This window comes from Nocardia tengchongensis (assembly GCF_054781395.1).
Genome location: NZ_BAAGUM010000009.1, coordinates 144,473 through 164,887 on the forward strand (window position 1 = coordinate 144,473; position 20,415 = coordinate 164,887).

19 protein-coding genes are annotated in these 20,415 nt (G+C 68.8%); 9 read left to right on the forward strand and 10 right to left on the reverse strand.

Going from position 1 to position 20,415, the window contains the following annotated elements; genetic code table 11:
* The first annotated feature begins 21 nt into the window (after positions 1-21).
* On the forward strand, positions 22-1,626 hold the full coding sequence (gene purF, locus ACYVKL_RS23685; protein ID WP_246598175.1) for an amidophosphoribosyltransferase: 1,605 nt from the start codon (positions 22-24) through the stop codon (positions 1,624-1,626).
* Positions 1,627-1,810: 184 nt separating this feature from the next.
* Positions 1,811-2,890: a phosphoribosylformylglycinamidine cyclo-ligase gene (purM, locus tag ACYVKL_RS23690; RefSeq protein ID WP_357198442.1), complete on the forward strand. Its 1,080-nt coding sequence runs from the start codon at positions 1,811-1,813 to the stop codon at positions 2,888-2,890.
* Between the two features lie 198 nt (positions 2,891-3,088).
* On the opposite strand, the gene ACYVKL_RS23695 is transcribed toward purM, so the two are convergent.
* From ACYVKL_RS23695 to ygfZ, 4 genes are all read right to left on the reverse strand, one after another.
* Positions 3,089-3,304, reverse strand: coding sequence for a DUF3073 domain-containing protein (locus ACYVKL_RS23695; protein WP_379168118.1), 216 nt, complete (start codon positions 3,302-3,304; stop codon positions 3,089-3,091).
* Between the two features lie 187 nt (positions 3,305-3,491).
* A complete protein-coding gene (locus ACYVKL_RS23700) occupies positions 3,492-4,454 on the reverse strand; it encodes an asparaginase (RefSeq protein ID WP_379168120.1) in 963 nt (320 codons plus the stop codon).
* Between the two features lie 10 nt (positions 4,455-4,464).
* Positions 4,465-5,130, reverse strand: coding sequence for an MOSC domain-containing protein (locus tag ACYVKL_RS23705; protein ID WP_379168122.1), 666 nt, complete (start codon positions 5,128-5,130; stop codon positions 4,465-4,467).
* Entirely contained in the window at positions 5,127-6,239 is a 1,113-nt protein-coding gene (gene ygfZ / locus ACYVKL_RS23710) for a CAF17-like 4Fe-4S cluster assembly/insertion protein YgfZ (protein WP_379168124.1), read from the reverse strand. Before ygfZ ends, ACYVKL_RS23705 begins: the two co-directional genes overlap by 4 nt.
* 291 nt (positions 6,240-6,530) lie before the next feature.
* Between ygfZ and ACYVKL_RS23715 the strand changes: the two genes are divergently transcribed.
* From ACYVKL_RS23715 to ACYVKL_RS23735, 5 genes are all read left to right on the forward strand, one after another.
* Positions 6,531-7,457, forward strand: coding sequence for an aminodeoxychorismate lyase (locus ACYVKL_RS23715; protein ID WP_379168126.1), 927 nt, complete (start codon positions 6,531-6,533; stop codon positions 7,455-7,457).
* Positions 7,458-7,571: 114 nt separating this feature from the next.
* On the forward strand, positions 7,572-9,047 hold the full coding sequence (locus ACYVKL_RS23720) for a cytochrome ubiquinol oxidase subunit I (protein ID WP_357198427.1): 1,476 nt from the start codon (positions 7,572-7,574) through the stop codon (positions 9,045-9,047).
* A 9-nt stretch (positions 9,048-9,056) separates the two neighbouring features.
* Positions 9,057-10,106 (forward strand): cytochrome d ubiquinol oxidase subunit II, encoded by a 1,050-nt coding sequence (gene cydB, locus ACYVKL_RS23725; RefSeq protein ID WP_379168128.1) that lies wholly within the window; start codon positions 9,057-9,059, stop codon positions 10,104-10,106.
* Positions 10,107-10,201: 95 nt separating this feature from the next.
* Entirely contained in the window at positions 10,202-12,115 is a 1,914-nt protein-coding gene (locus ACYVKL_RS23730) for an ABC transporter ATP-binding protein/permease (RefSeq protein WP_379168131.1), read from the forward strand.
* A complete protein-coding gene (locus tag ACYVKL_RS23735; protein ID WP_379168133.1) occupies positions 12,112-13,830 on the forward strand; it encodes an ATP-binding cassette domain-containing protein in 1,719 nt (572 codons plus the stop codon). Before ACYVKL_RS23730 ends, ACYVKL_RS23735 begins: the two co-directional genes overlap by 4 nt.
* 417 nt (positions 13,831-14,247) lie before the next feature.
* Here the strand turns inward: ACYVKL_RS23735 and ACYVKL_RS23740 are convergent, their stop codons facing one another.
* The 6 genes from ACYVKL_RS23740 to ACYVKL_RS23765 form a co-directional block, all read right to left on the reverse strand.
* Positions 14,248-14,943: a heme-binding beta-barrel domain-containing protein gene (locus tag ACYVKL_RS23740; RefSeq protein ID WP_213558222.1), complete on the reverse strand. Its 696-nt coding sequence runs from the start codon at positions 14,941-14,943 to the stop codon at positions 14,248-14,250.
* Between the two features lie 210 nt (positions 14,944-15,153).
* Positions 15,154-15,459, reverse strand: coding sequence for a DUF1416 domain-containing protein (locus ACYVKL_RS23745; protein ID WP_213558221.1), 306 nt, complete (start codon positions 15,457-15,459; stop codon positions 15,154-15,156).
* Between the two features lie 5 nt (positions 15,460-15,464).
* Positions 15,465-16,298, reverse strand: a complete 834-nt coding sequence (locus ACYVKL_RS23750; protein WP_379168135.1) for a sulfurtransferase — start codon at positions 16,296-16,298, stop codon at positions 15,465-15,467.
* Between the two features lie 84 nt (positions 16,299-16,382).
* Positions 16,383-16,841: a DUF4395 domain-containing protein gene (locus ACYVKL_RS23755; protein ID WP_379168138.1), complete on the reverse strand. Its 459-nt coding sequence runs from the start codon at positions 16,839-16,841 to the stop codon at positions 16,383-16,385.
* A 263-nt stretch (positions 16,842-17,104) separates the two neighbouring features.
* Complete coding sequence (locus ACYVKL_RS23760; protein ID WP_379168140.1) at positions 17,105-17,563, reverse strand: thioredoxin family protein; 459 nt, start codon at positions 17,561-17,563, stop codon at positions 17,105-17,107.
* Positions 17,560-18,432 (reverse strand): LmeA family phospholipid-binding protein, encoded by an 873-nt coding sequence (locus ACYVKL_RS23765; protein WP_379168142.1) that lies wholly within the window; start codon positions 18,430-18,432, stop codon positions 17,560-17,562. Before ACYVKL_RS23765 ends, ACYVKL_RS23760 begins: the two co-directional genes overlap by 4 nt.
* Positions 18,433-18,667: 235 nt before the next feature.
* Here ACYVKL_RS23765 and ACYVKL_RS23770 point away from each other — a divergent pair, with 235 nt between their 5' ends.
* Together ACYVKL_RS23770 and mshD are read left to right on the forward strand one after the other, a co-directional pair.
* Positions 18,668-19,423, forward strand: a complete 756-nt coding sequence (locus ACYVKL_RS23770) for a winged helix-turn-helix transcriptional regulator (RefSeq protein ID WP_379168144.1) — start codon at positions 18,668-18,670, stop codon at positions 19,421-19,423.
* Positions 19,423-20,322, forward strand: coding sequence for a mycothiol synthase (gene mshD / locus ACYVKL_RS23775; RefSeq protein WP_379168146.1), 900 nt, complete (start codon positions 19,423-19,425; stop codon positions 20,320-20,322). Before ACYVKL_RS23770 ends, mshD begins: the two co-directional genes overlap by 1 nt.
* The last annotated feature ends 93 nt before the right edge of the window (positions 20,323-20,415 follow it).

Consider the following 20,415-nt stretch of genomic DNA (forward strand, 5'->3'; position numbering starts at 1 on the left):
TGCCTTGCGGTTACCCGTAGAATGGCTCTCGCCCCCAGCCCGCCGAACAGGGAGCAAACGGTGTCTCTCCCCTCCGCAGTCACTACCCCCGACCAGGACGAGAACGAACCGCGCGAAGAGTGCGGTGTGTTCGGTGTCTGGGCCCCGGGCGAAGATGTGGCAAAGCTCACGTATTACGGACTATACGCATTGCAGCATCGCGGTCAGGAGGCGGCGGGCATCGCGGTCGCCGACGGCTCGCAAGTGCTGGTCTTCAAGGATCTCGGCCTGGTGAGTCAGGTCTTCGACGAACAAACTCTGGCAGCCATGCCCGGCCATGTGGCCGTCGGCCACTGCCGCTACTCCACCACCGGGTCCACCACCTGGGAGAACGCGCAGCCGATCTTCCGTACCACCGCGGTGGGCACCGGAATCGCGTTGGGCCACAACGGAAACCTGGTCAATACCGCCGAATTGAGCGCCCGCGCACGGGAACTCGGTCTGGTCACCGGCCGGCTGGCCGGCGGTATGGCCGCCACCTCCGACTCGGACGTGATGACCGCGCTGCTCGCGCACGCCGCCGCCGACAAGAGCATCGAGCAGGCCGCCATGGAGCTGCTGCCGACGCTGCAGGGCGCGTTCTGTCTCACCTTCATGGACGAGCACACCCTCTACGCCGCCCGCGACCCGCACGGAGTGCGGCCGCTGTGCCTGGGCCGCCTGGACCGCGGCTGGGTGGTCGCCAGCGAGACCGCCGCCCTCGACATCGTGGGCGCCTCGTTCGTCCGCGAGATCGAGCCCGGTGAACTGCTCGCCATCGACGCCGACGGCGTGCGCTCGCTGCGCTTCGCCAACCCCACCCCCAAGGGCTGCGTCTTCGAATTCGTGTACCTGGCCCGCCCCGACTCCACCATCTCGGGCCGCTCCGTGCACGCCACTCGCGTCGACATCGGCCGCCGCCTGGCCGCCGAGCATCCGGTGGAAGCCGACCTGGTCATCCCGGTGCCGGAATCCGGCACCCCGGCCGCCGTCGGTTACGCGCAGGGCTCCGGCGTCCCGTACGGCCAGGGCCTGATGAAGAACGCCTATGTGGGCCGCACCTTCATCCAGCCCAGCCAGACCATCCGCCAGCTCGGAATCCGGTTGAAGCTCAACCCGCTTCGCGAGGTGATCCGCGGCAAGCGGCTCATCGTGGTCGACGACTCCATCGTGCGCGGCAACACCCAGCGCGCGTTGATCCGCATGCTGCGCGAGGCGGGCGCCCTGGAGATCCACGTCCGGATCGCCTCCCCGCCGGTCAAGTGGCCCTGCTTCTACGGCATCGACTTCGCCTCCCGCGCGGAGCTGATCGCCAACGGCGCGGGCCCCGAAGGCATCGCCGGCGAGAGCCTCGACGACATGGTGGAGGGCGTGCGCCGCTCCATCGGCGCCGACAGCCTCGGCTACATCTCCCTCGACAGCATGGTCGCCGCCACCGAACAGCCGCGCTCGCGGCTGTGCTGCGCCTGCTTCGACGGCGAGTACCCGATCGCGCTGCCGGCCGAGAACGCCATCGGCAAGAACGTGCTCGAGGGCATCCTGTCCGGGACCACCGAAACCGAACTCCTGGCCGACAACGCCAACGCTTCGGCCCTGAGCCGCCCGTAGCGCAACACGGCCCGGTGCCCGTTCGCGCAATAGCGAACGGGCACCGCCCTTTTCCCGCCCGTACGGGCGTGGAAACCGCCCCGCCCACGCCCGGTTCGCCGCAGGCCCGGCGAGGCGAGCAGCCGCGGTCCTGTACCGTGAGCAGGCATCTATCCGACGAATCGGCTTGGAGCTCTCTCCCACAATGACTGAACAGACCCCCAGTGGTGCCGGTGCCTCGTATGCGGCGGCCGGCGTCGATATCGAAGCCGGTGACCGCGCAGTCGAGCTGTTCGCACCCCTGGCCAAGAAGGCCAGCCGCCCCGAAGTGCAGGGCGGACTCGGCGGCTTCGCAGGACTGTTCGCACTGAAGGGCGGCTACAAGGAGCCCCTGCTCGCCGCCTCCACCGACGGCGTCGGCACCAAGATCGCGGTCGCGCAGGCTCTGGACAAGCACGACACCATCGGCCTCGACCTGGTCGCCATGGTCGTCGACGACCTGGTGGTCTGCGGCGCCGAACCGCTGTTCCTGCAGGACTACATCGCCGTCGGCAAGGTGGTGCCCGAGCGCGTCGCGCAGATCGTCTCCGGCATCGCCGAGGGCTGCGTCATCGCCGGTTGCGCGCTGCTCGGTGGCGAGACCGCCGAGCACCCCGGCCTGATGGGCGCCGACGACTACGACATCTCCGGCACCGGTGTCGGCGTCGTCGAAGCCGACGCCGTGCTCGGCCCCGACCGCGTCCGCCCCGGCGACGTGGTGATCGGCATGGGCGCCTCCGGCCTGCACTCCAACGGCTACTCGCTGGCCCGCAAGGTGCTGCTCGACATCGACCGCATGTCCCTCACCGGGCACGTCGAGGAATTCGGCCGCACCCTCGGCGAGGAACTGCTCGAGCCGACCAAGATCTACGCCAAGGACTGCCTGGCCCTGATCGCCGAGACCGACGTGCGCACCTTCTGCCACGTGACGGGCGGCGGCCTGGCCCAGAACCTGGCCCGCGTGCTCCCCGCCGGACTCGTCGCCGAGCTCGACCGCGGCACCTGGAACCCGGCCCCCGTCTTCAAGATGATCGCCCAGCGCGGCCGCGTCGAGCGCCTGGAGATGGAGAAGACCTTCAACATGGGCGTCGGCATGGTCGCCGTCGTGGCCCCCGAGGACGCCGACCGCGCGCTGGCGGTCCTCACCGCCCGCCACATCGACTGCTGGACCCTCGGCACGGTGAAGAAGGCCAAGGACGCCGACGCCGCCCGCGTCGCGCTGGTGGGAGACCACCCGCGGTTCTGAGTTGGCTTCAGACAAAGAGAACGGCCCCGGCGCTCGTGAGAGTGCCGGGGCCGTTTGTCTATTCGCCGGTAGGAAGGGGAACCGGCAGTAGATATTTCGCCGCGGATACTTCGGCGGATGGCTTCGACCTCGGGGCAAGTCGACGTGCTAAAGGGGAAGGCCCACTAGGCCTTCCCCTTACACGGCGAAAATCCGAGGTCAGCGACGCCAGTCGTCGTAGTTGTCGTCTTCGTCCCAGCCCGCACGCGAGTCCTTCGCGTCGTGCTCGTCGGAAAGCACAGCACCACTCAGCTGCGTGTCGGAGGGACTCCCCGACAGTTCGCGCTGAAGGCTCGTGAAGTCGGTCGACGGTGAGCTGTACTTGAGCTCACGTGCGACCTTGGTCTGCTTTGCCTTAGCCCGGCCACGGCCCATGGCTGACCCCCTCGCGTCACTGCGGGGCGGCCTGGGGTGGGTTTGGCGGCCCCGTTCGAATTAATACTCTTCCTGACGAACACTTTAGCGTGTGTCAGGCGGTCGCGCTTCCAGGAGTGGGGGATAAACGTCCCGGGGCCGGGACCGGCGACGACCGGGCGATCCTGAAAACCGTGCCGACCGGCGACTACAGGACGCCGGGAATCGCTCGAATGATGCCCACGCGAGCTCCGCCGCCCAGCACCGCGGGCGTCGCCAGCTCAGCGTGCGCATCTGTCCACTCGATGCCCATACGCTGGAGAATGGCCAGCGTCAGTGGAAGTCGCGCGCGATCGGCACCGTCGTCGATTTTGTACGCGAACGCCGAACCGTCCGGCAGCGCGCCGGCGTGCACCCCGTCCGCGCCGATCTTGCACACCAGTCCCGGCGTCGCCGTCATCACCCGGAAATCGGGGCCGTCCGTGCCGGAAATCACTCGCGGATGCGCGCGAATCGCGTCCGCGACCCGGCGTTCCGGGGTATCGACAGGCGCGGTCGTGAAGGCCGCGTACGCGCGGGCCAGATTCACCAGCGACACCGGCACGATGGGCAGGCCGCACCCGTCGATACCGAGATCGGTCTCCGGTTCCCCGGTCACCTCGGCCACCGTCTCCAGCACCGCCTGCTGCAGCGGATGCCCGACCTCCAGATAGCCGCGGGTCGGCCAATCGTTGATCACGCAGGTCGCGAGCATGGCGGCATGTTTGCCGGAGCAGTTCATGAAGATCCGGCGGGCCGCCTGCCCGCGGTCACCGCCGGCCAGCGCGTGGGCGCGGGCCTGATCCTCGAACGGCAGATCCGGCGGGCACTCGAGGTCGTCCTCGGTGAAACCGAAGCGGTCCAGCAGCCGGTGCACCAGCTGCACGTGATCCGGCTCGCCGAAATGCGAGGCGGTGGCGATGGCCAGCTCGGCGTCGTCGACCGGTTCGAAACCGTTGCGCAGCAGGGTCAGTGCCTGCAGCGGCTTGTTGGTGGAGCGCGGGAAGATCGGGCCGTGCACCGCGCCCACCTCCACCAGCGGTTCACCGTCCGGGCGCAGCACCACCGCGGAACCGCGGTGCACGCACTCGCGGAAACCGGACCGCACCACCTCGACCAGATCGACGCTCATCGGGTCCCCTTCATCGGCGGGCCGCCGCGGCATGGCGGCGACGGTGACGGTCGATCTGCATGCGGACGTCGTCGGAGATGGTCGGCTCGACCGCGGCCAGCAGATCCAGGCGATCCGGGTCCGCGCCGGTGAACAACTCGCGCACGGTGACCCCGTGCTCGGGGACGTACACCACCCGCACCTCGTCGCCCGCGCCGATCGTGCCCTCGGTCAGCACCCGCAGGTAAGCACCCGTATTCGCCTGTGCCGTGAAGCGTTTCACCCACTGCTGCTCGTTGGCGTGCCACTGGAAGGTGGAGCACGGGACGCGCGGTGCGGACACCTCCAGGAGCGTGTCGCCGATCGTCCAGCGTTCACCGATCACGGCATCGCTGACCGGAAGGCCCACCAGCCGCAGGTTCTCGCCGAACCAGCCCGCCGGGAGGTCGCGGTTCAGTTCGGCGGACCAGCGCCGGGCATCCTCCTCGGCGTAGGCGTAGACGGCCTGATGGGTGCCGCCGTGATGCGCGGTGTCACAGACGTGGTCACCGTCCAGACCCAGCGCCCGCACCGGAACCCGGTGCGGCACCGGACGTTTGTCGATGGCGGTGCGACCCACCTTCGAGGACTTGGCGGGCACCTCGAGCTCGGCGTGCACCACGCAGACGGCCAGCACCCGGCCGACGGCGCCGGTCACCGGCCGCGCAGCTTCTCGACGGCGAGCCGGCCGGCCTGCGGTTCGTCGTGTGACGGAAACGAATCCGCGTCGATGGCCGCCGCGCACGGGCCCACCACCAGCTCGGTGTCGACCGGGATGGTGCGTTTGATCAGGGCCAGCGCGATCGGGCCGAGCTCGTAGTGGTCGACGATGGTGCCCAGGGTGCCGACCGCGCGGCCGCCCGCGGTCACCGGATCACCGGTCACCGGGCGGGAATCCGCGGAACCGTCCAGGTGCAGCAGCACCAGATGCCGGGGCGGCTTGCCGAGATTGTGCACCCGCGCGACCGTCTCCTGACCGCGGTAGCAGCCCTTGTTCAGGTGCACGGCACCGTGTTCGGCGGGGCCGCCGATCCAGTTCACCTCGTGCGGGATGGTGCGGTCGTCGGTGTCGAGGCCCAGGCGCGGGCGCAGCGCGGCCACCCGCAGCGCCTCGAACGTCCACAGGCCCGCGGCCACCGCGCCCGCGTCGCGCAGCTTGGTCCACCAGGCGGCGAGCTGGTCGCGGGGGACCAGCAGGTCGAAGGAGTCGGCGGTCGGCCACGGCATGCGGCGCAGGAAGCCGCCGCCGGGCAACCGCACCGCGCGGTAGGTGTCGGGAAGGGCGGGCACTCCCAGGGTTTCGGTGAGTCCGGCCACGCCGGGGCCCAGCAGGCTCAGCACCGCATGGTCATTGGCGTCGACGGGCTTGGCGTCGGCCCAGAAGACCATCTTCTGCAGGAAGTTCAGCAGGTCGGGTCCGCGCGCGCCCTCGGTGTCGATCCACACCGTGCCGTCCAGGTCGGTGAGGACGAAGTGATTCAGCACCCGGCCGTTCAGATCCAGATCCAGATCCTCCGCGGATTCCCCGTCGCCCAGCTCGGCGACGGCCTGGCTGGAGATGGTGTTGAGCCAGCTCAGCCGTTCCTTGCCGGTGATGGAGAGCACGAACCGGTGGGAGCGATCGACCACCGCGACCCCCTGGATCGCCGCGCGCTGCTCCCCGAAGGGATCGCCGTAATGCCACGCGACCGCGGCATCCGGTGACTCCGGCAGCCCCGCGACAGCCCCTGGAACCTGCAAGATCGGACTGGCAACCGAGGAGGACACACACCCACACTAACCCGCCTCCCCGAGCCTTCAGCGCACGGCTTGGGAGCCGCCGCCGATTTCGCACGCGTGCCGGCGGTTGGGAGCCGAACCGATTTCGGGGGTACCCGGGGAGTTACCCCGGTCGGTACGAGATCAGTGGGCGCGTTTGGGCGACGAAGACTCGAGCGGCGAGGTGGGAGCGCAGGACAGTGGCGCATTCAGGCCGATCCGAGTCTCGAACAGGCGGGTTGACGGATTCAGCGGCGCGGTATGGCAGCCGGGGCTGTGCGAACCCCATAGGCTCTCCACATGGTGGACAGGGTTCTGGTGACACTCGACGGCGCGATCCGGGATCCGGACGCGCCGTTGTTGTATGCGGACGATATCGGGGCGTTGCGGGGCGACGGCATCTTCGAGACGGTGCTGGTGCGCGACGGCGTGCCGTGCGCGCTCGAATTGCATCTGGCGCGACTGCGGCGTTCGGCGGAGGCGCTGGATCTGCCCGCGCCGGAGCTGGAGGCGTGGCGGTTCGCGGTCGAGTTGGCCGCCGAGGAATGGGGCAAGGACCGCGACGGAACGCTGCGGATGGTGCTCACCCGCGGACGTGACAGCCATCACTCCGGGGCTGGCGAACGAGTGGCAACCAAGAGTGGGGCGCTGTCCGGCGGCGAACCCGCCACCACCGGTTACGTTTTCGTGGTCCCGGTGCCCGAGCGTGTGGAAAAGGCTCGCACCGAGGGTGTTTCGGTGATCACACTGTCGCGCGGCATCTCCGTCGATGTGGCGCAGACCGCACCGTGGCTGCTGCTGGGCGCGAAAACCCTGTCGTACGCGACGAATATGTCCGCGCTGCGGTTCGCCCAGCGGATGGGCGCCGACGATGTCATCTTCACCAGTACCGAGCATCGGGTGCTGGAGGGGCCGCGGTCGACGGTCGTTGTGCAGCGCGACAATCAGCTGATCACCCCGCCCGCCCGCAACGGCGTGCTGCCCGGCACCACGCAGCGGGCGCTGTTCGCGCAGGCGGAGAAGGCGGGCTGGGAGTGCCGGTACGAGCCGTTGTTCACGGCCGACCTGATCACCGCCGACGCCGTGTGGATGCTGTCCTCGATCACCCTGGCCGCGCGGGTGAATTCGCTGGACGGCCTCCGCATGTCGGCGCCGGAGAACGCGGGCGAGATCGTGGAGATGGTGAATCGCGGGATCGCGCTGCCGGGGAGTCTCGCCGACTGGTAATCCATCACATTCCAGCAAATATCCGGCACGCTGTGGCGAGGGATACGTTGATCCGCGCCTCCTGACGCGTAGTCTCTATTACTACGTCATGTCGTAGATCGGCAGGGAGGTCGGATGAGCGTCGTAGATCTGGCGCGCTGGCAGTTCGGAATTACCACCGTCTATCACTTCATTCTGGTGCCGCTCACCATCGGCCTCGCCCCGCTCGTCGCGGGTATGCAGACCGCCTGGGTGATCACCGGTAAGGAGCAGTGGCTCAGGCTCACAAAGTTTTTCGGCAAGCTGTTCCTGATCAACTTCGCCCTCGGCGTCGCCACCGGCATCGTGCAGGAATTCCAGTTCGGCATGGGCTGGAGCGAATACTCCCGCTTCGTCGGCGACGTCTTCGGCGCACCCCTGGCCATGGAGGCGCTGGTCGCCTTCTTCATGGAATCGACCTTCCTGGGCCTGTGGATCTTCGGCTGGACCCGGCTGCCGAAAAAGGTGCACCTGGCCTGTATCTGGCTGGTCGCTATCGGCACCAACGCCTCCGCCTACTTCATCATCGCCGCCAACTCGTTCATGCAGCACCCGGTCGGCGCCGAATACAACCCGGAGACCGGTCGCGCCGAACTGCACAGCATCTGGGCGGTCCTCACCAACAACACCACCCTCGCCGCGTTCCCGCACGTGATCGCCGGAGCCTTCCTCACCGCGGGCACCTTCGTGGCCGGCATCGCCGGCTGGTGGATGGTGCGCAACGCCCACAAGGCCAAGGCCGAGGGGAACGACGCCCTGCTCGAGGACGCCCGCACCATGTGGCGGCCGAGCGCGCGCATGGGCCTGTACGTCATCCTCATCGCCGCGGTGGCGCTGATCTTCACCGGTGACATCCAGGGCAAGCTGATGTTCAAGCAGCAGCCCATGAAGATGGCCTCGGCGGAATCGCTGTGCCACACCGAAACCGATCCGGACTTCTCGGTGCTGACCATCGGCACCCACAACAACTGCGACAGCGTCGACCACGTCATCAAGGTGCCGTACGTGCTGCCGTTCCTGGCCGAGGGCAAGTTCAGCGACGTCACCCTGAAGGGCGTCAAGGACCTCCAGGTCGAGTACAACGAGAAGTACGGAGTCGGCGACTACCGGCCCAACCTGTTCGTCACCTACTGGTCCTTCCGCGCCATGATCACCTGGATGGCCGGCTCGATCCTGTTGGCGCTGGCCGGATTCTGGGTCACCCGCGGCGGCCGCATCCCCGATCAGCCCTGGTTCAAATGGCTTTCGCTGCTCGCCATCGCCACCCCGTTCCTGGGCAACATCTCCGGCTGGATCTTCACCGAGATGGGCCGCCAGCCCTGGGTCGTCGCACCCAACCCGACCGGCGACCAGCACATCCGGATGACCGTGCAGCAGGGCGTCTCCGGCGTCTCGCCCGGCACGATCCTCACCTCGCTGATCGTGTTCACGGCGCTGTACGGCCTGCTGGCCATCGGCTGGTTCTACCTGATGCGCCGCTACGTGATCGCCGGACCGGAAAAGCCGTCCACCGACGACGGCACCCCCAAGATGACCGGGGAGCCCGTCGAGAAGCTTTCCTTCGCCTACTAGGAGCCGAGGATGAGTCTCCCTGAATTCTGGTTTCTCCTGATCGCGGTCCTGTTCACCGGCTACTTCGTGCTCGAGGGCTTCGACTTCGGCGTCGGCATGCTGATGCCGATCATCGGACGTGGCGACGAGAAGAAGAAGCGGACCGTGCTCAACACCATCGGACCGGTGTGGGACGGCAACGAGGTGTGGCTGCTCACCGGCGGCGGCGCCATGTTCGCCGCCTTCCCCGAGTGGTACGCCAGCCTGTTCTCCGGGTTCTACCTGGCGCTGCTGCTCATCCTGGTCGGCCTGATCGCGCGGGCCTGCGCCATCGAATGGCGCGGCAAGATCAACGACCCGCGCTGGCGCACCTGGTGCGACATCGGCATCGGTCTCGGCTCCTGGATCCCCGCCCTGGCCTGGGGCCTGGCCTTCGCCAACATCGTGCACGGGGTGAAACTCAACGAGCGCAAGCAGATCGAAGGCAGCTTCCTCGACCTGCTCAACCCGTACGCGCTGCTCGGCGGGCTCACCACGCTGCTGCTGTTCATGCTGCACGGCGCGATGTTCATCGCCCTCAAGACCGGCAACGAGGTCCGCGACGACGCCCAGCGCATCATCCGGGTGCTGTTCGTGCCCACGGCCGTCGTGGTGGCCGCCTTCGGTATCTGGACCCAGCTCGCCCACGGGCACGGCTGGACCTGGATTCCTTTGGCCCTGGCCGTGATCGGGCTGCTGGTGGCGGGCTTCGCCGCGAGCCAGGGCCGCGACGGCTGGGCGTTCACCGGCACCGCGCTCACCATCGCGGCCGCCACCGTGCTGCTGTTCGGGTCACTGTTCCCGAATGTGCTGCCGTCCACCATCAATGACGCCTTCAGCCTCACGGTGGACGGGCGCGACGGCACCAAGTCCGCGTCCTCCACCCACTACACGCTGGTCGTGATGAGCTGGGTCGCGGTCGCACTGGTCCCGGTCGTGCTGGTCTACCAGACCTGGACGTACTGGGTGTTCCGCAAGCGGCTCACCACGGACCACATCCCGGCGCCCATCGGGCTGCCCATGGAATCCGCGAAGAGCTGACCACGGCATCCGCGACCAGCTGAACAACGGGGCACGCCGCCCGGACCGGCCCCGGCCGTCCGGGCGGCGCGTTCGTTTCACAGAGGAGATCGACCATGGCACGACCGGTGGACCCGCGACTGTGGCGGCACGCCCGCTCCGCACGCCGGTATCTCGGCCTGAGCGTGGGACTTTCCCTGCTCACCACCGGTTGCATCGTGGTCGGGGCGCTCGCCCTGGCCCGGGTGCTCGCGGGCGTCACCACCGAACCCGGGCAGCGGACGATCGGGTCGTGGACCGTGGAACTGGTGGTGTTCGCGCTCGCCGTCCTGTGCCGGGTGACCGCCACCTGGTGGCAGTCCCGGCTCGCGCACCGGGCCGGAGCTCAGGTCGTCGCCGAGCTCGAGACCGCCGCGCTGGCCGCCGGAGCCCAGCTTCCGCCCCGCGAATTGGAGAGCCGCCGCACCGAACTCGCGGTCGTCGTCGGCTCCGGACTCAGCGGGCTGCGTGCCTACCTTGCGGGGTATCTGCCCGCCCTGATCCTGGCCTGCCTCGTGCCGCCGGTGGTGCTGGCCGTCATCGCCGTCCACGACTGGGTGTCCGGCGCCATCATCGCCGTCACCCTGCCCCTGATCCCGATCTTCATGATCCTCATCGGCCTGCTCACCCAGGGAAAATCCGCCGACACCCTGACCGCCACCACCCGTCTGTCGGACCAGCTGCTCGACCTCTTCGCGGGCATGCCGACACTGCGCGCGCTGGGCCGCGAGACCGGACGCACGGCCGCGGGCACATCCGAGCGTGCCGTCACCGCCGACGCGGATCATGCTGCCGGACCGGAGATTCCGGCGCGCAGCATGGCGGGCCGGGTCCGCGAGCTCGGCGACACCCTGCACCACCGCACCATGTCGGCGCTGCGCCTGGCATTCCTGTCCTCGATGGTCCTGGAAATGCTGGCCACCCTGTGCGTTGCCCTCGTCGCCGTCTCCATCGGCATGCGGCTGGTCTTCGGCCACATGGGCCTCCACGCCGGGCTGCTGGCCCTGATCCTCGCCCCCGAGGTGTACCTCCCGCTGCGCGCCGTCGGCGAACGCTTCCACGCCGCCCAGGACGGAATGGCCGCGGCGGAACGGGCTTTCGCCGTCCTCGAACCCGACGCCGACGCCACGACCGCGGCCCGCGCCGGAACCACGCATCGAAACCTGCTCGGCCACATCGAGATCCGGGACCTCGGGATAACCGCCCGCGACGGCCACGCACCCGCCGGTCTCACCGCCGCCTTCCGCCCCGGTGAGGTCACCGTCCTCACCGGCCCCAACGGCTGCGGCAAATCCACCGCTCTGCAGGCCGTCCTCGGCCTTCTCACTCCGGACACGGGAGAGGTGACGGTCGACGGCACTCCGGTCCCCGAGCTGGACCCGGCCGAATACTGGTCCTACATCGCCTGGCTCCCGCAGCGTCCGGTGCTGATTCCCGGCACCCTGCGCGCCAACCTGGAACTCCTCGGCCCCCCGTCCGGGGACGACCAGATCGAAGCCGCGTGCGCCGCCACCGGTTTCGACGCCGTCCTCGACACCCTTCCCGACCGCTGGGACACCGTGGTCGGCACGGGCGGCATCGGCCTGTCCCTCGGCCAGCGCCAGCGCCTGGCCCTGACCCGCACCCTCGCGGCCCCACGCTCGATACTCCTACTCGACGAGCCCACCGCGCACCTCGACGACGCTTCCGAGGCGACGGTCCTCGCGGCCCTGGTGGACCGTGCCCGCGCCGGCGCCACCGTCGTCGTGGTCGCCCACCGCCCCTCGGTACTCGCGATCGCCGATCATGTCGTCGAGGTGCACGCGGATTCCGCACCCTCCCAGCCTGGACCCGCCGTCGCCGGTGACTCCGGAGGCGGTAGCGCACGACTCGACAGATCCACCCGCGCCTCAGACCGTTGTTCCGAGCCGGGATCTGCGCCCCAGGATTCGAGCGACCCATCGGAGCCGGGCGGGTGGCCCATTGCGGATGTGGAGGTGTCGGCGGGATGAGGGCGGTACTGGCCGATTTTCGGCGGATTCGGGAACTGCTGGAGTTGTCGCGGGCGCGGATGGCGCTCTCGATCGGGTGGGGGGTGCTGGCGCTCGGGAGCGGGCTCGGGCTGGCGGCGTTGGCGGCGTGGCTGATTGCGCGGGCGTGGCAGATGCCGCCGGTACTGGATTTGAGCCTGGCCGTGGTGACCGTTCGGGCGCTGGGTATTTCGCGTGGGTTGTGCCGGTATCTGGAGCGGTTGGCCACCCACGACGTGGCGTTACGGGCCATGAGCACGGCACGGACGACGACGTATCGGACGTTGGCGGGCGCGGATATCTGGCGGCCGCGGCGCACGGGCGGCGCGTTGGCGGCGGAGTCGAGTGGCCCGTTCATGGCCGCGGGGTCAGAGGACTATGGGCTCACGGCGGCGGACGGCGAAGCACGGCACGGGGATCCGACCGCACTGCGGCGGGGCGAACTGCTCGGGCGGGTGATGAGCGATATCGACGATCTCGGGGCCGTGGTGGTGCGGGCGTTCGTGCCGATCGCGGTGGCGTTGATCCTGTCGCTGCTCGCGGTGGGGTTGTTGGCGAGTATCTCCGTGCTCGCGGCGGTGATTCTGGCGGTGGCGCTGGCGGTTTCGGGGATCCTCGCGCCGTGGCTGTCGGCGCGGGCGGCCCGGGAAGCCGAGCTGGCGGTGCGCGCGGATCGGACCGAGTTCACGGCCGAGGCGCTGACGGTGCTCGATCACGCGCCCGAATTGCGGGTGGCGGGCCGGCTTTCCGAGGCGGTCGGTACCGCGACGGCGGCGGGACAGCGGGCCGTGGCCGCCGAGGACCGGGCGGCGGCGCGCAGTGCGTGGGCCGCGGCGGTGCTGCCGCTGTCGATCGGGGCTAGCGTGCTCGGTGCGCTGCTCATCGGAATCGTGCTCTACGGCAGCGGCTCTCCCATCCCGACCGCGGGCTTCCAGACCGTCGCGCCCGGCGGCATCACGCCGATGGCGTTCGCGGTGCTGGTACTGGTGCCGCTGTCGGCCTTCGAGGCGGTGGCGGTGCTGCCCGCCGCCGCGCAGGCGCTGACCACCGGCCGCGCCGCCCTCCACCGGCTGGACCGGCTCGAAGCCGGCGACCCCGAATCCAGCACCGCCACACCGACCTTCCCCGGGCTGCCCGACGGCCGCCGGATCGCGGTGGTCGGCCCCAGCGGGGCGGGGAAGACCACGCTGCTGATGGCCTGGGCCGGACTGTTCGATACACCCGCGCCCGGAGTCACCTTCTTCGCCGAGGACGCGCACCTGTTCGGCACCACCGTGCTGGAGAACCTGCGGGTGGCGCGTGGCGACATCACCGCGACCGAGGGCGAAAACGCGCTGCGGGCAGTCGGAGCGGGGGAGTGGCTGGACTCGCTCCCCGAGGGTGTCGACACCGATCTCGTGGGTGGCGCGGCCGCCGTGTCGGGTGGGCAGCGGCGCCGGATACTGCTGGCCCGGGCCCTGCTCTCGCCCGCGCGGGTGCTGCTGCTCGACGAGCCCACCGAGCATCTGGAGGCGGCGGCCGGGGCCGAGCTGCTGCGCGGGCTGCTGGACGAGTCGAGCGGCCTGGTCGATCGCGACCGGACCGTGGTGGTGGTCACCCATCAGCTGCCGCCGGACACCAAGGCCGACACCATCGTTCGGGTCGGACCCGGCGGGTCGATCGACATCGCCCGGCATATTCCCGAAGCGACCACCTGACCTGCGTTTTCGCAGTCCGCGAAAATACGTTGCCGCCGGTGCAGGATCCGACTAATTTCGTCGGTACACAGGAAGGAGGTGGTTCGAGAATGATATCTAGGACGCGTGAGGTGGCTGCCAGCTAGGCGCTACCGCTGCAATCGGATTCCGATCGCGCGAGCCCTCGCGAATCCACGGCAGTCACCCGGCCCCCGAGTTACGGTCCGTCCGACCGGATCAGCGTGAAGATGTTGCATCCTTCCGCCGATATAACTCGGGGGCCGTTCTGTACCGCCTCCCCGAGACTTCAGCGGACGACTGAGAGCCGTAGACGTTGGCAATCCGTGCTTGCGTCGGGTGCCGAAACAATTCAGGGGGTACCCCAGGAGGTACCCCCGTCGCAGCGAAATCAGTTGTCGCCTGGCGAAACGGCGAATATCAGCCGATGTAGCGCTTCAACCGCGCCGAGAGCCGCGGCTCCAACGCGCCGTCGGCCGCGATGCGCTCCTCGACGTAACCCAGGTCGCCGCCCTCGACAATGCCGTAGAGCCGCTTCGCGCCGCCCACCACGATGCCGGACTGGCTGCGGATCACCACGTCGGTGGCCAGCTCCCAGGACGACTGGGTCAGCGCCTGGCCGTAGAACAGCTCGACGATGCCGGTGGAATGCGTCAGCAGCAGTTCCAGCACCTCGTCGTCACCGTCGATGCCGACCCGCCAGAAGCCGCTCTCCCGCAGATCCGGGCCGTCGTACTCGCCCTGCGCGTTCAGCTTCCAGGACCGCGACTCCCAGGTCAGATAGTCGCCGCCGTCGTGGGCGACGATGATCTGCTGACCGAAGCGGTAGTCGCCGGTGTCGGGCTCGTTGCCCTCGCCCTCACCGCGCCACACACCGACCAGCGGCAGCAGCGCGAGCATGGACGAACTCAGATCCGGGCCCAGCCGCAGGTTGGCGGTATCCACCGGCAACGGCAGATCGGGGAGCGTCGGAACGTTCATCGCCCCGGTCGACTTGGCCCGCTCGACCGCCTCCGCGACCGCCTGGTCGCCGCTGCGGCGTGCGGCGGCATCGCTGGACGATGCCGTGCCGTTGGCCGTTCCGTTTTCGGTGTTCTCGTGGGCCGGATCTGTCACGACTCGGTGAACAGCCGGTAGAGGACGTACAGACCGAACCACGCGATCAGCACGGACACGAGTACCAGCAGAATCTCGAAGGTAAGCACCACGTCTCGGATTCTAATCCCACCGCCGCGATCAGGTGAAAACGACCCCGGGAAAAGTTCCGCGACACACGAGAACGGCCCCGGGATCATGAATCCCGGGGCCGTTCTTGATGATTCGACTTTACTTGGCGACGGTGACGTCCACGTTGTGGATGCCGTTGCCCTCCGGCGACACCTCGGCGGTGCCGTTGCCGGACGCCGACAGCGCGCGCAGGGTCCACGTGCCCGGCGCGGCGAAGAAGCGGAAGTCGCCGGTGCCCGAGGCCACGACCTCGGCGGTGAAGTCGCCGTTGCCGTCCAGCAGGCGGACGAACGCGCCACCGACGGTCTGGCCGTCAGCGGTCAGGACGCGGCCGGTGATGACCGTCTCCTTCTCCACGTCGACGCCGGCGGGGATGGCCTGTCCCTGGGTAGGTGCTGCACACATATTGATTACGCTCCCAACTCGATCGGTGCACCGACGAGGGAACCGTATTCGGTCCAGGACCCGTCGTAGTTCTTGACGTTCTGGTGGCCCAGCAGCTCCTGCAGCACGAACCAGGTGTGCGAGGAACGCTCACCGATGCGGCAGTAGGCGATGGTCAGCTTGTCGCCGTCCAGCCCGGCCTCCTTGTAGATCTCCGCCAGGTCGGCGTCGCTCTTGAAGGTGCCGTCCTCGTTCGCGGCCTTGGACCACGGGACGTTGATGGCGGTCGGGATGTGGCCCGGACGCTGCGACTGCTCCTGCGGCAGGTGCGCGGGAGCCAGGATCTTGCCCGAGAACTCGTCGGGGGAACGCACGTCGACCAGGTTCTTGGCGCCGATGGCCTCGATGACCTCGTCGCGGAAGGCGCGGATCGACAGGTCCTGCGCGGCGGCCTTGTAGTCGGTGGTCGGGCGGACCCGGACCTCCTTGGTCAGCTCGCGGCCGTCCAGCTCCCACTTCTTGCGGCCGCCGTCGAGCAGCTTCACGTCCTGGTGGCCGTACAGCTTGAAGTACCAGTAGGCGTAGGCCGCGAACCAGTTGTTGTTGCCGCCGTACAGCACCACGGTGTCGTCGTTGGAGATACCGCGCTCGGACAGCAGAGCCGAGAACTGCTCCTGGCTCACGAAGTCGCGGCGGACCTGGTCCTGCAGGTCCTTCTTCCAGTCGAGACGCACGGCGCCCTCGATGTGCCCCAGGTCGTAAGCCGAGGTGTCCTCGTCGACCTCGACCAGGACGACGCCCGGGGTGTTCAGGTTCTCTTCGACCCAGTCTGCGGAGACCAGGACATCGGAGCGAGCCATGTTGTTCCTTTCGGTGCGGTGCCGTGTTCAGGCGTTGCGTTCGTGTGGCTGAGTAATAGGGATGGTTTGAGGGATATCGGGTGGTCAGGGGCGGATTCGGTGCACCAGCGGATAGATCTGGCAACCCAGGCAGATGCCGAACGCCGCGTTCAGGAACGCCGCGAACAGTGCGAAACCGGCGAAGACCGCGCCCACCACGGTGCTGCCGGCCGCGAAGCCGATGACACCGAGCACCGCGAAGACCAGACCCACCAGCTGCGCGAACCGCAGCGGCGCAACGGGTTCCAGCTCGGTCGGCGCGCCGTTGCGCGGCGCGACCAGGGCGGCGTAGACGCGACCGTAGGGGCTGCGCTTCGGACCGTTGGCGGCGCCCAGACCGAAGACCACGGCCTGTGCGGCCAGCAGCACGGCGGCCGCGGGGACCGACACGGAGGCGAGAATCAGAACCAGGGCGAGCACCGCGGTGGTGATCCAGGCGGCGAAGCGGGGGCCTCGGACGTCGACCTGGTCGACGGGCGGTGCGCTCGTAGTGGTGTTCGACATGGAAGAGGTACTCCTGCGCTCGAGGGGTGTATTGGCCGGATCGCCGGAGGATCGACAGGATCTCTCAACAGCGGGGGTATACAAACCGGTCGGCGACAGAGGTATAGAAAGGCCGACCGGCTAGCGGCACAGGCAGCAACAACCACCGAGCCGGCACAGGTCTACCGTGCGGCGTCGGGTGAGCATCAGCTCGCGGTTGGATTGCACGAGAGGGAGTTTACCCAATTTTCGGGGGAAATTGGACCCGGGGTCCGTAATGCTGGTCACTCATCGGCGGCGGCGACCGTCAAAGCGGCCGTTGACGTGCGCAGATCCGCGGCCTTCGGAACGCCGGAGATCCGGAAGCGTTCCAATCCTCGAGAATCCAATCCGAAAGTGGTGGGCAGCGAGAGCACATTCAGCTCGCGGGCGAGCTCCGCGAACTCGTCGATGTCGATCTCCAGATCCAGCGGCGGCAGCTCGGTGTCGGCCAGTTCGGCCACCACACCGGCGACCACGCGCCGCACGGCCGCGCACGGGCCGCACCAGTCGGCGGAGAAATGCAGCACTGTGGGTCGGCCCGGCAGTACCCCGGCCGCGGCCAGCAGCGCCGCGCGAGTGGATTCGGGGGCCGGCGGATGTTCGGCCGCAGTGGCCCGCACCCGGCCCTCGTTGCGGCGCAGCAGGATTCCCACGGCGATCGCCGCGACCAGCATGACGCCCAGAATCGCGAGGGCGATCATCGCTGTAGCCGATCCAGATCGACGGTCACGGCGCGACCGGTGCCCTCCACCACGATCTGCCCGGCGATCGCCTCCACCGAGGTCGGGGCGATACCGAACGGCATGTTCCGGGTGTCGATGGTGTGGGTGAAGCGGGCCAGGATGGCGGGCTTGTCCTGCTCGGAGATGACGGTCCGATCCTGTTCGGGCAGCACCGAGTCGGAGTCGGCCTGCAGATCCCGCCCGGCGATGGACATCGCGGTGATCCGGACCTCGGTGCCTTCCAGTCGCAGCTCGGCGATCACGTGCACCTTCTTCTTGGTGACCTTCTGCGCGGTATCGCTGCGCGGGTCGGTGACCGCGACGGCGTCGGCATTCGGGCCCAGCGGCACGGTGCCCTCGAGGATGATGATGCCGGTGGTCTTCGGGCCGGTGCCGCCGGCGTTGCCGGAGTCGTCGGACTTGTCGGTGGGCGGGCCGAAGACCTGCAGGTCCGGAATCTTGAACAAGCGGCCCAGTTCGTTGGGCTCGATCCGCATGCGCGCCTGCACCTCGTCCACCGGAACCTGGGCCACCTCGCCGTCGATCAGCTGCCGAATGGGCAGCTGGACGCCCTTCAGATTGGCTTCGACGATGATCTTGCCGGGAATGTCCGGGCGCATGGCGCGGGCCCGGATGTCCATGTTGCTGTACTGCCCGTCCAGCGCCTGCGCGACGAACGGATGCCGCAGCGACTCGTGGAAGGTGATCTCCGGATCGGCGCTCAGATCCGAGCCGGTGCGCAGCAACCGCGAGACCCGGTACTCGGAGTAGGCCGCGACCCCGAAATCGAGCAGCACGACCAGCCCTGCCAGGCAGAGCAATCCGATGAGCAGCCTCCGGAAACGCATAGCTGCACCCTAATGGGGGACCGCCGCCGATCCGCTTCGGATCCACTTACCGGGGGTCCGTTCGCGGGCGCGGACGCTGGTCGTTCGCGCCGTCAACCCGCCCGTAGCGACAGCGGGGGGGCGATTACGGCAGTCCACAGGCTAATGTAGGCAGCGATTACCTGTGATGACCTGCATGAGGTAGTGGCCGACAGTGCGGTAGCCACACACATGCCAGATGGGATGGAGGGCCCCGATGGAGCTGCTCCTGCTGACCTCCGACCCCAACCCCGAGGCGGTGCTGCCTTCGCTCGCGTTGCTGCCGCACCACGTGCGACCCGCTCCAACCGAGGTGGCGTCGCTGCTCGAGGCGGGTTCCGCCGACGTGGCGCTGGTCGACGCGCGCACCGATCTGGCCGCCGCGCGCGGCCTGTGTCGATTGCTGGGTTCCACCGGCTCGTCGGTGCCGGTGGTGGCCGTGCTGACCGAGGGCGGCCTGGTCGCGGTGAACGCGGATTGGGGGCTGGACGACATCCTGCTGCCCGGCACCGGACCCGCCGAGCTCGACGCCCGGCTCCGACTACTGGTGGCCCGCAACGGCGGTGTCGCGAGTCCGGAGAACACCGGCAAGATCACTCTCGGTGAGCTGGTGATCGACGAGGGCACCTATACCGCCCGCCTGCGCGGCCGCCCGCTCGACCTGACCTACAAGGAGTTCGAACTCCTCAAGTACCTGGCGCAGCACGCCGGCCGGGTGTTCACCCGCGCCCAGCTGCTCCAGGAGGTCTGGGGCTACGACTTCTTCGGCGGCACCCGCACCGTGGACGTGCACGTGCGACGCCTGCGCGCCAAGCTGGGCAGCGAGTACGAGTCGCTGATCGGCACGGTCCGCAATGTCGGCTACAAGGCGGTGCGCCCGGCGCGCACGGCGGGCAAGGGCGAGGCGGTCACCTTCCCCGACTCCGACGGCACCGACGACTCCGAACTGACCACGGCGAACGGCGCCATCTGATGGCTTCCTGGACCGACCGGCCCGCCACCGAGACCGCCGGGCAGGTGCGGGCGCTGCTGGAGCGGGCGGCCGCCGCCGACGGGGTGGCTCCGGTGTCGGAGCAGGCCGTGCTCTCGCTCGCCGGAAGTGATTCGCCCGCAAGACATCTGGTGGACATCCGGGACGGTGTGGTCGCGGGGTACGCGAATCTGATGCCGGCGCACGGTGAGCACCCGGCCATGGCGGAGGTCGCGGTGGATCCGGCGGCTCGCGGCCGGGGGATCGGCGCAGGTCTGGTGGCCGCGGCGCTGGCGGCCGGGGGTGTGGGCGCGCGGGTCTGGGCGCATGGCGATCTGCCGCCCGCGCGGGCCGTGGCGGCTCGGCTGGGCTTGTCCGTTTCGCGCGAATTGTGGCAAATGCGAAGGGAATTGGCTAATTCGGAGCTACCCGAGCTAGCGGTGCCGCCGGAGATCGAACTCCGCACCTACGCCGGGCCTTCCGACGACGCCGAACTGCTGCGCGTCAACGCCTCGGCCTTCTCCTGGCATCCCGAACAGGGCGGTTGGAACGAGCGCGATATCGAGGCCCGTCGCGACGAATCCTGGTTCGACCCGAAGGGGCTGTTCATCGCCGTGGACCCGGCCCGGCCCGAGCGCATCCTCGGATTCCACTGGACCAAGGTGCATTCCGATGAGACGCCGCCGATCGGTGAGGTCTACGTGGTCGGCATCGACCCCGCGGCGCAGGGGCGCGGCCTCGGCCGGCTGCTGACCCTGGCGGGTCTGCACTACCTGAAGGACCGCGGTCTCGGCGCGGTGCTGCTCTACACCGAGGGTGACAACACCGCGGCCGTGCACACCTACACCCGGCTCGGGTTCACGCGCTTCCACATCGACGTCGCCTACTCCAGCGTGTCCTGAATTACGCTCGGCAACAGTGCGGCTAATGTCACATGCAGTGCGCCGCAATCAGGGTGGGTTGTTCATCTCTCGTTCACCTGCGCTGGTCTAACT

Bases quoted from the DNA above. Each gene is read 5' to 3' on its own strand.
- ACYVKL_RS23695 (WP_379168118.1), bottom strand. From the start codon at position 3,304: ATGGGCCGTGGCCGGGCTAAGGCAAAGCAGACCAAGGTCGCACGTGAG.
- ACYVKL_RS23765 (WP_379168142.1), bottom strand. From the start codon at position 18,432: ATGCGTTTCCGGAGGCTGCTCATCGGATTGCTCTGCCTGGCAGGGCTG.
- ACYVKL_RS23715 (WP_379168126.1), top strand. From the start codon at position 6,531: ATGGTGGACAGGGTTCTGGTGACACTCGACGGCGCGATCCGGGATCCG.
- ACYVKL_RS23770 (WP_379168144.1), top strand. From the start codon at position 18,668: ATGGAGCTGCTCCTGCTGACCTCCGACCCCAACCCCGAGGCGGTGCTG.
- ACYVKL_RS23755 (WP_379168138.1), bottom strand. From the start codon at position 16,841: ATGTCGAACACCACTACGAGCGCACCGCCCGTCGACCAGGTCGACGTC.
- mshD (WP_379168146.1), top strand. From the start codon at position 19,423: ATGGCTTCCTGGACCGACCGGCCCGCCACCGAGACCGCCGGGCAGGTG.
- ACYVKL_RS23730 (WP_379168131.1), top strand. From the start codon at position 10,202: ATGGCACGACCGGTGGACCCGCGACTGTGGCGGCACGCCCGCTCCGCA.
- purM (WP_357198442.1), top strand. From the start codon at position 1,811: ATGACTGAACAGACCCCCAGTGGTGCCGGTGCCTCGTATGCGGCGGCC.
- ACYVKL_RS23745 (WP_213558221.1), bottom strand. From the start codon at position 15,459: ATGTGTGCAGCACCTACCCAGGGACAGGCCATCCCCGCCGGCGTCGAC.
- ACYVKL_RS23750 (WP_379168135.1), bottom strand. From the start codon at position 16,298: ATGGCTCGCTCCGATGTCCTGGTCTCCGCAGACTGGGTCGAAGAGAAC.
- ACYVKL_RS23735 (WP_379168133.1), top strand. From the start codon at position 12,112: ATGAGGGCGGTACTGGCCGATTTTCGGCGGATTCGGGAACTGCTGGAG.
- cydB (WP_379168128.1), top strand. From the start codon at position 9,057: ATGAGTCTCCCTGAATTCTGGTTTCTCCTGATCGCGGTCCTGTTCACC.
- ACYVKL_RS23760 (WP_379168140.1), bottom strand. From the start codon at position 17,563: ATGATCGCCCTCGCGATTCTGGGCGTCATGCTGGTCGCGGCGATCGCC.
- ACYVKL_RS23720 (WP_357198427.1), top strand. From the start codon at position 7,572: ATGAGCGTCGTAGATCTGGCGCGCTGGCAGTTCGGAATTACCACCGTC.
- ACYVKL_RS23700 (WP_379168120.1), bottom strand. From the start codon at position 4,454: ATGAGCGTCGATCTGGTCGAGGTGGTGCGGTCCGGTTTCCGCGAGTGC.
- purF (WP_246598175.1), top strand. From the start codon at position 22: ATGGCTCTCGCCCCCAGCCCGCCGAACAGGGAGCAAACGGTGTCTCTC.